We start from the raw sequence: 8,294 nt of genomic DNA on the forward strand, positions 1-8,294 counted from the left end.
GATATTGCGAGTCTAGCCTTGAGTGTGTTTTGTATGATTACTTTTATAATAATACGCTAAGTTTATAGGTCAACATAGTTTCTTTATTTAATTGTAAAATACATCCTATCTCGCAAATATACTGTGCATCTCTAAGGATAAAACACTCTTAATTTAGACTATGGGAGTAGTCAATAATCAAGAGAATGAGTAGGCACCATAAGGGTATAGGACCGTAATAATTATCTTTTACAAGTTAAGATTTTCTTAACAATAGGTAATAAAAACGATATGTATTCTCATTTATTTTTAAAAGCATATTAAATTTTTTGTAAAATAAAGCTAAGACTAGCCAAGAGTGCCACTTTAGAGCACTCTTATTGCTTAGGCTAATTTTTTAGAATAAGTTTTTTGGAAGGTTTTTATTTTTCGAAGGTAGGTAGAAAAGAAGATACTCGGTATCTTTTCTATTATAGATTTCATTAAGAACGATCGTTCTTAATGAAATCTTAATTTTATAAAAATATGATTCAGTATTCTATTTACAAAGTTGTACTTATTAAAAAGTTTTCTTTTATAGTTAGTCTGCACACTTAATAAATGATATTCAATCAGACTCAATATCCAAACCAATGATATTGTTAAGGTGACCAGTTTTTAGGTATGTCGTTGCGCCTTTCTTACCTGCTTTGATTGATACGTTTGCATCTATCGGTAGGCGTATCCAACTATCCTGTCGATATACTTGCTCGCCCTCTATTAGCTCGCCTGCTATAACTAGTATTTCTGCGCCGTCATGGACTGTTTCAGAGAATAGCAACTCGCCTGCATCGATACGCTGTAGACTAACGTGCTCTACCCCATCATAGAAAAGTGGACAAATATTACGGTTGCCTTGTTGCTGCCAATTAGCATCATCATCAGTGTTAATAGCCACGTGCTGCGTTTCGTCAGATGACATTTGCCGCAACTTGACGAAAATGACAGCCCCTTCGTCACTATAAGGTCTGTGTCCTGAAGACGGTGGATTACGTAAATACCAACCTGCCGGATAATGAATATCATCTGCAGAAAAAGTACCTGACAATACTAAGATCTCTTCGCCGCCTGGATGTAGATGATGCGGAAAGTAAGAGTTTGGCGCATAACGTACCAGACTGGTAGCACGAGCCTTCTCCGCCCCTATACGGTCAAGCATGACACGCTCCACGCCGTTTTGTGGTGACTTAATCCATTGATGTGCTTCAGGAGTTAATGAAGCACGTTGTGAAAAATCTGCATTAATGAGCATAAAGTATTCCAAAGCGATTAAATGGTATTGCCATTATTATAGTTCGTACTATTATCACCGTTTACCGGTTACGACATTGACGTTCATGATTTTGAAGGTAGTAATCTTTAAATTCATGAGATCTAAATCTATAAATAGTCTTGACGTATTAATGTACTAACGTACCAGAATAACGGGAGATAACGTGCTAGCGATAATTTCTGTCGTGGTACTACCGAGAAACAGTTGTTGCCATTTTGAATGTCCGTACGCACCCACGACCATAATGTCGATATTGTTTTCTACTTGGAATTTTAACAATCCATCTACCGCATCAGAAGCAGATAGATGATGTGCCTCAACGATAAACCCGGCATCTTCTAACTGTGCAGCGGCGGCGCTCATACTTTGCTTGGCGGCGTCATTATGATTGCCTACCATCACGATATGACCTTTTAGGCCTTTTAATAATGGGCTTTTTGACGCCATTCGTGCCGCTTTAATAGAGGTTTTGCTACCATCAAAGGCAATCATATAAGAGCTTGGCTCTTCAAACTTCTCTGAACAAATCAATATGGGAATATCTGACCCACGAGCGACCGTCTCAATCTGACTACCAATATTGATCCGACTGTTCTTATGGTCCTCTCCGCGGCGGCCCATTACAATCGCACGATTTTCTTCTTTGAAGTGTTCAATGCTAGGAAGCAGCTTGCCATGGCGTTGATAAACACGAACATTCACGTCAGTGAAACTGCTTTGAATATGGCTTTTTGCATCTTGTACCAACGCATTACTATAACTGTTGACGACTTTTGCTCGTTGCTCATCCAACTGAGATAACTCTTCTAATAAAAACTGTCGGCTATTTATACCTATGGCACCTGACAAATCTCGTCTGGTCGATGCTGGTATGTCACTGACATGCAATAATCCAACAGGTACGTTTAACTTGCTGGCATACCATGCTGCATAGTCACAAACCGATTCAGTCACTGCCGAGCCGTCAATACAAGCTAAAATGTGCTGTGATGTTGTCATAATCTGTCCTTAAATTTAATTATTTAATCCTATACAGCTTGCTAGTTCTGACTAAGCTATATTTTTGGCTAGAGTAGCTTTCATTTATTTTATGATCACTACCTTGTAAACACCTGTTTATAAGGTAAATCTACCCTTTCATTTGATAATAACCAATTTAAATGGCTTCATCCAGCAATGTGTAAGCCGCCTTTGCAATAATTGCAATTTGTTACTCTCCATATTACTTATAGCTCATCGCAAACTAACAACCAACTGCGTATAAAGTCTTGCCATCGTCTGACCACATGCGTCAGCAAAGTTTGATACAATGTATTTTTTAGCATTTATGATTTTGGTATCATTATTTAGGTGATTGAATTATGGCAAAAAACGCCCTACAGGCTCAATTATTAAAGGCTGGCTTGGTTGATAGTAAAAAAGCTAAGAAGATCAGTAAACAAACGCAACATGCCAAGCGTACTGGTGATTCAGAAAGCGCCGAAGCTAAGAAAGCACTAGCAGAGGCACAAGCACAAAAGCTAGAAAAGGATCAGAAGCTTAATCAAGAAAAACAGCGAGTGTTGGAAGAAAAGGCATTAAAGGCCAATATCATCCAAATGATTAAACAGCATCAAATTACTGAGACAGAAGGTGAGGTTAGCTATCAGTTTGTTGATGAGTCAAAAGTAAAGAAAATTGCTATCACTCAGAAACTGTATGATCAAATCGTGGCAGGTCACGTGGTCATCGCACGTTTAGAAGAAAGCTATGCACTATTGCCTCGTCCATTGGCTGATCGTATTGATTCAAAAATGGAAGGCTTTATGGTTGTGTCCAACGACACCACTGAGGAAGCATTGGCAGAAGACGATCCGTATGCCGCTTATGTAATTCCAGATGATTTGATGTGGTAGAGACTTATTTTACTATCGTTTTATAAGTATCCAGTCAAAAGCCCTTTATAGAATTTACGTTCTATAAAGGGCTTTTTGTATTTGTACAAGTCAGACAAATCTGTATATCGTGAAACAAAGGTTAAATATGTCGACAGACTTAAACAAACGTACGCAAATCAAGATTCTTTAACCTAACATTGCTGGTTTAGTTAGAGAAAGTAACCCAGCTCTATAATTGCCAGAATATGGATATAATCAACTTGAACAGTTATTCAATAAATACTACAATGCGTTTTTAGCACATTTGGTGGTAAGCCTTTATTTATTTTTGAGTAACCACTCAATATTGTTCATATTTTACCTGTGTTTATTAGCTGATAGTCCGGTGCCATCATGCCCGTTTTATTTGCTTGATTTGTTCCAATTCACTTTTACTTTTTCTCAAAAAGAGATAACTCATGCCAAAACATTTACCACTTTCATTATTACTTCTTCGCCTTGGTGTTTTCATTGTATTCTTTTTCTGGACAATCGATAAATTCGTAAATCCTGAACATGCTGCCAATGTGTTTGCTAAATTCTATGCATTAGAGAACTTGGGTATCACTATCGTTTACCTGATTGGTAGTTTGCAAATCATTCTTATATTCTCATTTGTAATGGGTCTATTCAAAAAATGGACATACGGCATTATCTTATTGCTACACGCTGGCTCTACTTTTGCATCTTTTGGTCTTTACCTAACGCCTTTTGACAACCTGCTATTCTTTGCCGCATGGCCAATGTTAGCTGCCTGTATCGCTCTATTCTTAATGAGAGACTATGACACCCTAACACTGGGCAAAAATAAATCTCTAGTATAGATATCAGCAGCAGTACTTATTACTTTAGTAATACAAATAACAGACAACAAGACATAATTTGTATACTATTAAGACTGCTGATTCAAACTTTTTATCGTAGTTAAATGATTCAGATGTTTCGATTTAATCGCTACATTACTCAAATATAGTTATTTAACAGTTTGAGTAATGACTACGGTTTTAGCCTTCGCTCCCTTATTTGGCCGGACACACCATGATTAAAAGAATATTTTTAATACTATTAATATTGATATTAGCGGCAAGTTTTTTTTATTTTGACCTAAATCAATTATTGACGCTTGAGGGCTTAAAAGGGTCGATGGCGCAATTCAATGAATACAAAGCGCAGTCACCGCTATTGATTATCGGTGGGTTTTTCTTATTGTATGTCGTTGTCACTGCCCTCTCCTTACCAGGCGCTGCGATTTTGACGCTAGCCGCTGGTGCATTATTTGGTCTAGTACAAGGCTTGCTCATTGCCTCATTCGCATCCAGTATTGGGGCTACTATTGCCTTCTTGGCATCGCGATATTTACTGCGTGATACCATTAAACAACGCTTTCCTGAACGTCTCGCTGCTATTGATGCAGGCGTCGAAAAAGAAGGTGGTTTTTATCTATTTACGCTACGTTTAGTGCCTGTATTTCCATTCTTTTTGATTAACTTATTGATGGGCGTTACCGCTATCAAATCATGGACTTACTACTGGGTAAGCCAAGTAGGTATGTTAGCTGGTACCTTTGTATTTGTTAATGCGGGTACTCAACTTGCGCAAATAGAAAGCTTGTCAGGTATTTTATCACCCAAGTTAATTTTATCATTCGCTTTGTTGGGTATATTCCCATTTATTGCTAAAGGAATTTTAAACGTGTTTAAAAAACGTCGTGTCTATAAAGATTATACGCAACCTAAAAAATTCGACCGCAACATGATTGTAATCGGTGCTGGTGCTGGTGGCTTGGTCACAAGTTACATTGCCGCTGCCGTTAAAGCGAAAGTAACGTTAATCGAATCTGGCGAAATGGGTGGTGACTGCCTAAATTATGGTTGTGTGCCAAGTAAGGCCGTAATTAAAAGTGCCAAAATTGCAGAGCAGATTCGCCATGGTGAAGACTATGGTCTAGAAAACGCCACACCACAGTTTTCGTTCAAAAAAGTGATGGCCCGCGTACACAAAGTGATCGCCGATATTGCACCGCATGACAGTGTAGAACGCTATACTGACTTGGGTGTCGAAGTGTTAAAAGGCTACGGCAAGCTCATTGACCCATGGACAGTAGAAATCGCATTAAATGATGGTGGCACACAAACCCTGACAGCACGTACGATTGTCATCGCAACTGGTGCTCGCCCATTTGTACCGCCATTACCTGGTATTGAAGAAACAGGTTATGTCACCAGCGACACATTATGGGATAAATTCTCAGAGCTAGACGAAGCGCCTAAAAAACTGGTCGTACTGGGCGGTGGCCCGATCGGTAGTGAATTGGCGCAGAGCTTTTCTCGTTTAGGTTCAAACGTGACGCAAATCGAAATGGCAGAGCGCATCATGATCAAAGAAGATCTTGAAGTGTCTACCTTTGCTCACGAAGCCCTTACCGAAAGTGGCGTGAATATCTTGACCTCACATCAGGCACTGCGCTGTGAAGCTCGTGATGGTAAAAAGTACATCGTCGTTAAACACAATGATAGTGAAATCGATATCGAGTATGATGAGCTATTGTGTGCAGTTGGCCGTAGCGCTCGTCTTACTGGTTATGGTCTTGAAGATCTAGGTATCGAAACCAACCGTACCATCGTGACCAACGAATACTTAGAAACGCTATACCCGAATATTTTTGCTGCAGGTGATATTGTTGGTCCCTATCAGTTTACCCATGTCGCCGCTCATCAGGGTTGGTATGCCGCCGTGAATGGTTTATTTGGTAATCTTAAGAAGTTTAAAGTAGACTATCGCGTGATTCCTTGGACCACTTTTATTGACCCAGAAGTTGCCCGCGTAGGCTTAAACGAGCAAGAAGCTATAGACAAAGGTATTGAGTACGAAATCACACGCTTTGAGTTTGAAGAGCTAGATCGTGCCATTACCGATAGTGCAGCTAAAGGCTTTATTAAAGTCATTACGCCAAAAGGCAAAGACAAAATATTGGGTGTGACGGTCGTCTCTGAACATGCAGGTGACTTGATTGCTGAGTTTGTATTAGCCATGAAACACGGTTTAGGGCTGAACAAAATACTGGGTACGATTCACAGCTATCCTACTTGGGCTGAAGGCAACAAGTACGTAGCAGGTGAATGGAAACGCGCTCATGCTCCTGAAAAAGTACTTAACATACTTGAAAAGTATCACACTTGGCGTCGAGGTTAGCCCATAAATGCACCCTACTAAAGCCTTGTCAACACGGACAATGCTAAAAAACATTACTCGTTATAGCGCCTATGCAATGGCGCTTAGCGTTTGTATCGGTATCTCTGCAAGCACAGCATCACCGAATACCGTGAGCCGTGATGGCGAGGCGTCACCTTGGCAACAAATAGAAGCGCAAGGTGCCAATCAAGACGTCTATTTTTATGCATGGGGCGGCGATCCTCAAATCAATGCCTACCTACAATGGGCGGCCAAGCAAGTTGATAAAAAATACAATATCAACTTGGTGCACGTAAAGCTGAGTGATACCAGCGAAGCCGTCAGTCGCGTCCTAGCAGAAAAATCAGCCAATAATGATGACAAAGGCAGCGTTGATCTCATATGGATCAATGGTGCAAACTTTGCCACCATGAGTGAAAACGATTTATTGCTCAAGCAATGGTCAAACAAAATACCTAATTTTGCACTCACTGATCCAGACAATAACCCTGCGGTTAACTTCGATTTTGGCGTACCCGTCAACGGTATGGAAGCACCATGGGGACAAGCGTCACTGACTTTTTATTATGACAGCATGTCTACCAAAAAGCCGCCCACCACCTTAAATGAACTCACCACTTGGACCGCACAAAATCCCGGGCGCTTTAGTTATCCTAAACCGCCTGATTTTTTAGGGATGAGCTTTTTAAAATATGCCTTGGTCATGCTACATGAGCAACATGATGCGGATACTGGTGAAGACACCAAATCTCTACTCAACATGCCTGCGACTGAGGAAAACAAAGCAATCGTACTAGATCCTTTATGGGCATTTTTGGACGATCTGCATCCCACACTGTGGCGCAAGGGCGAGCAGTTTGTTCAAACTGGTGCACAAATGCGTCGCTTGGTCGATGATACCGAGCTGAGTCTCGCCTTTACCTTCTCGGCACCAGAAGTGCCAGCAGCGGTACAACGTTATGACTTACCCCAGAGCATCCGTAGCTATGCCATGAGCGATGGTAGTTTGAGTAACACACACTTTATGGCCATTCCTTATAATGCCAGTCATCCTCAAGCGGCACAGCTGGTCGCCAACTTTTTGATGAGTCCAGAAGCACAAGCCAAAAAACAAACCGCCTCTGTATGGGGTGACAAAACCGTACTCATCCAGTCAACGCTCAGCCCTGAGCAACAAGCCTTATTCAAGACCGATAAAGCTCATCCTAGCGCACTACCATTTGACAGTATCAAACGTACTGTGAGTGAGCCACATCCAAGCTGGGTTGAGGCCATTATGCAAGGCTGGCAAACACGTTATGGGGTGAGTCCATGAGCCAAGAGACTAATAAAAGCAGTACCCAAAGTCAGGCCAATGCTCGCAAAAGCTCTAGCGCTAGCCCCATGTATAAGAAAGACTTATTCACACATATCGCTACCCTGAGCCCTAAGTTTTTATTATTGATACTGATACTGCCCGTACTGGGCGGGCTAATCAGTGTACTATTACCTGCATTTAGCTGGGTGCCTGCACTTGAGCAAACGACCGTCAGTCTACAAGGCTTCAAAGACCTTTGGATGACACCGGGTCTCACTCAAATGGTGCTACTCAGCATTGGTACAGGATTGATCAGCACCTTACTTTCTTTTGTCATGACCTTGATGATATTAGCGGCGTTTTTTAATAGTGTTTGGCTCACTCGTATTGAGCATTTACTTAGCCCTATTTTGGTCATTCCACATGCTGCAGCAGCGATTGCAGTTGGGTTTTTAATCGCGCCCTCTGGTATGTTTGCACGATTGATATCGCCGTGGTTAAGCGGTTGGGAATTAGCACCAGAAGGCATATTTCCTCATGACCCTTACGGTATCAGTATCATCTTGGGTTTGACCTTAAAAGAGTTGCCTTTTTTATT

6 protein-coding genes and 1 pseudogene are annotated in these 8,294 nt (G+C 41.0%); 5 read left to right on the forward strand and 2 right to left on the reverse strand.

All coding sequences use genetic code 11. The features are described 5' to 3' along the window. Positions 1–586 precede the first annotated feature (586 nt). Both ACT3QQ_RS13130 and ACT3QQ_RS13135 read right to left on the reverse strand, forming a co-directional pair. Complete coding sequence (locus ACT3QQ_RS13130) at positions 587–1,270, reverse strand: cupin domain-containing protein (RefSeq protein WP_444528336.1); 684 nt, start codon at positions 1,268–1,270, stop codon at positions 587–589. A 156-nt stretch (positions 1,271–1,426) separates the two neighbouring features. Continuing rightward, positions 1,427–2,290: a universal stress protein gene (locus tag ACT3QQ_RS13135; RefSeq protein ID WP_444528337.1), complete on the reverse strand. Its 864-nt coding sequence runs from the start codon at positions 2,288–2,290 to the stop codon at positions 1,427–1,429. Between the two features lie 362 nt (positions 2,291–2,652). Between ACT3QQ_RS13135 and ACT3QQ_RS13140 the strand changes: the two genes are divergently transcribed. The 5 genes and pseudogenes from ACT3QQ_RS13140 to ACT3QQ_RS13160 all read left to right on the forward strand — a co-directional run. Continuing rightward, on the forward strand, positions 2,653–3,186 hold the full coding sequence (locus tag ACT3QQ_RS13140) for a DUF2058 domain-containing protein (protein ID WP_444528338.1): 534 nt from the start codon (positions 2,653–2,655) through the stop codon (positions 3,184–3,186). A gap of 440 nt (positions 3,187–3,626) precedes the next feature. After that, on the forward strand, positions 3,627–4,031 hold the full coding sequence (locus tag ACT3QQ_RS13145; protein WP_444521427.1) for a hypothetical protein: 405 nt from the start codon (positions 3,627–3,629) through the stop codon (positions 4,029–4,031). A 319-nt stretch (positions 4,032–4,350) separates the two neighbouring features. After that, a complete protein-coding gene (locus ACT3QQ_RS13150) occupies positions 4,351–6,399 on the forward strand; it encodes an FAD-dependent oxidoreductase (protein ID WP_444528339.1) in 2,049 nt (682 codons plus the stop codon). Positions 6,400–6,406: 7 nt separating this feature from the next. Further along, positions 6,407–7,714, forward strand: a complete 1,308-nt coding sequence (locus ACT3QQ_RS13155) for an ABC transporter substrate-binding protein (RefSeq protein ID WP_444528340.1) — start codon at positions 6,407–6,409, stop codon at positions 7,712–7,714. Then, positions 7,711–8,294: pseudogene (locus tag ACT3QQ_RS13160) on the forward strand (ABC transporter permease); the annotation flags it as partial. The gene ACT3QQ_RS13155 and the pseudogene ACT3QQ_RS13160, both read left to right, overlap by 4 nt.

The sequence above is a fragment of the Psychrobacter sp. AOP7-A1-24 genome, from assembly GCF_052376235.1.
In the GTDB taxonomy this organism is placed as follows: Bacteria; Pseudomonadota; Gammaproteobacteria; order Pseudomonadales; family Moraxellaceae; genus Psychrobacter.

Coding starts and splice junctions, on each gene's coding strand:
- ACT3QQ_RS13135 (WP_444528337.1), bottom strand. CDS start 2,290: ATGACAACATCACAGCACATTTTAGCTTGTATTGACGGCTCGGCAGTG.
- ACT3QQ_RS13155 (WP_444528340.1), top strand. CDS start 6,407: ATGCACCCTACTAAAGCCTTGTCAACACGGACAATGCTAAAAAACATT.
- ACT3QQ_RS13130 (WP_444528336.1), bottom strand. CDS start 1,270: ATGCTCATTAATGCAGATTTTTCACAACGTGCTTCATTAACTCCTGAA.
- ACT3QQ_RS13150 (WP_444528339.1), top strand. CDS start 4,351: ATGGCGCAATTCAATGAATACAAAGCGCAGTCACCGCTATTGATTATC.
- ACT3QQ_RS13140 (WP_444528338.1), top strand. CDS start 2,653: ATGGCAAAAAACGCCCTACAGGCTCAATTATTAAAGGCTGGCTTGGTT.
- ACT3QQ_RS13145 (WP_444521427.1), top strand. CDS start 3,627: ATGCCAAAACATTTACCACTTTCATTATTACTTCTTCGCCTTGGTGTT.